This window comes from Mycobacterium sp. TH-M82 (assembly GCF_057473605.1).
On the sequence record NZ_JBYCKY010000271.1, the window covers coordinates 1 to 1,253 of the forward strand.

2 protein-coding genes are annotated in these 1,253 nt (G+C 72.6%); one reads left to right on the forward strand and one right to left on the reverse strand.

Annotated elements, in window-relative coordinates; all coding sequences use genetic code 11:
- Positions 1–745 (forward strand): transglycosylase family protein (locus AC2VON_RS08565; RefSeq protein WP_486952561.1); only part of this gene is annotated, 745 nt, incomplete at its 5' end.
- 83 nt (positions 746–828) lie between these two features.
- Here AC2VON_RS08565 and AC2VON_RS08570 read toward each other — a convergent pair.
- On the reverse strand, positions 829–1,253 hold a 425-nt coding region (locus tag AC2VON_RS08570), incomplete at its 5' end, for a molybdenum cofactor biosynthesis protein MoaE (RefSeq protein ID WP_486952562.1).

The window sequence follows — 1,253 nt, forward strand, 5'->3', positions numbered from 1 at the left end:
CCAGGTAGCCCGCTGCGAGTCCGGTGGCAACTGGTCGATCAACACCGGCAACGGCTACCAAGGCGGCCTGCAGTTCAGCCAGGGCACCTGGGCCGCCCACGGGGGCAGCGACTACGCACCGGCGGCTCAAATGGCCAGCCGGGAACAGCAGATCGCCGTTGCCGAGCGGGTGCTGGCAACCCAGGGCCGGGGCGCCTGGCCCGCATGCGGACACGGGCTGTCGAACCCGACGCCGCGCGACGTGCCGACACCGGCGGCGATGGACGCTCCCCCGATGGACGCCCCGCCGGAGGACGCTCCCCCGATGGACGCCCCGCCGGAGGACGCTCCCCCGATGGACGCCCCGCCGGAGGACGCTCCCCCGATGGACGCCCCGCCGGAACCCCCAACTCCGGCGGTGGAACTGGCCTCCGACCACCAGCCGGCACCCCCCGAGGACCTGCCGCCCGCGCCTCCCGAGGACCTGCCGCCCGCACCCCCCGAGGACCTCCCCCCGGCATCTGAGGACCTGGCACTACCGGCCGATCTGCCTGTGGACGCATCGGTCGTCAACGCCGGAGTCCAGGACCCCGCGCCGGCCGACGTGCCCCCGCCCCCGCCCGGCGACGACAATGACGCACCGGTGGCGCCACAGCAGGCCGACGACGTCGGCTACACCAGGCAGGTGTGGGAAGCCATCCGCGGGCTGGACGTCCACGGAAACGACGCGCTCGACGCCCTGGCGCGTCGGTCCTCCGTCATCTGAGGTCTGTCACCGGGGTCCCGCCGGTCGCGAGCTCGCGGTACCGCGTCGGCTTTGCGGACCGCGTCGGATCGGTGTGCGCGCCGTCAGGCCGAACCCACCCATTCGTCGGAACCATCGTCGAAGAACTGGTGTTTCCACACCGGTAACCGCGCCTTGACGGCGTCGACCAGCAAGGCGCACGCCGCGAATGCCTCTTGTCGGTGGTCGGCGGCCACCGCGGCAACCAGTGCCGCGTCACCGATGTGCAGGGCACCGATGCGGTGACTGGCCGCGATCGCGCGCAGCCCGCCGGACCGCTCCGCGATCTCGGCGACGACATCGGTCATGACCTGTAGGGCCGATGGGTGCGACGAGTACTCCAGGCGCACTACGCGGCGCCCGCCGTCGTGGTCGCGGATCACGCCGACGAACCCGACGACGGCCCCGGCCGACCGGTGGCGCACCAGGTCTTCGTGTTCGGACACAGAGATCGGCCGGTCGGTGATGTCGGCCCGAACGACCAGCGTCA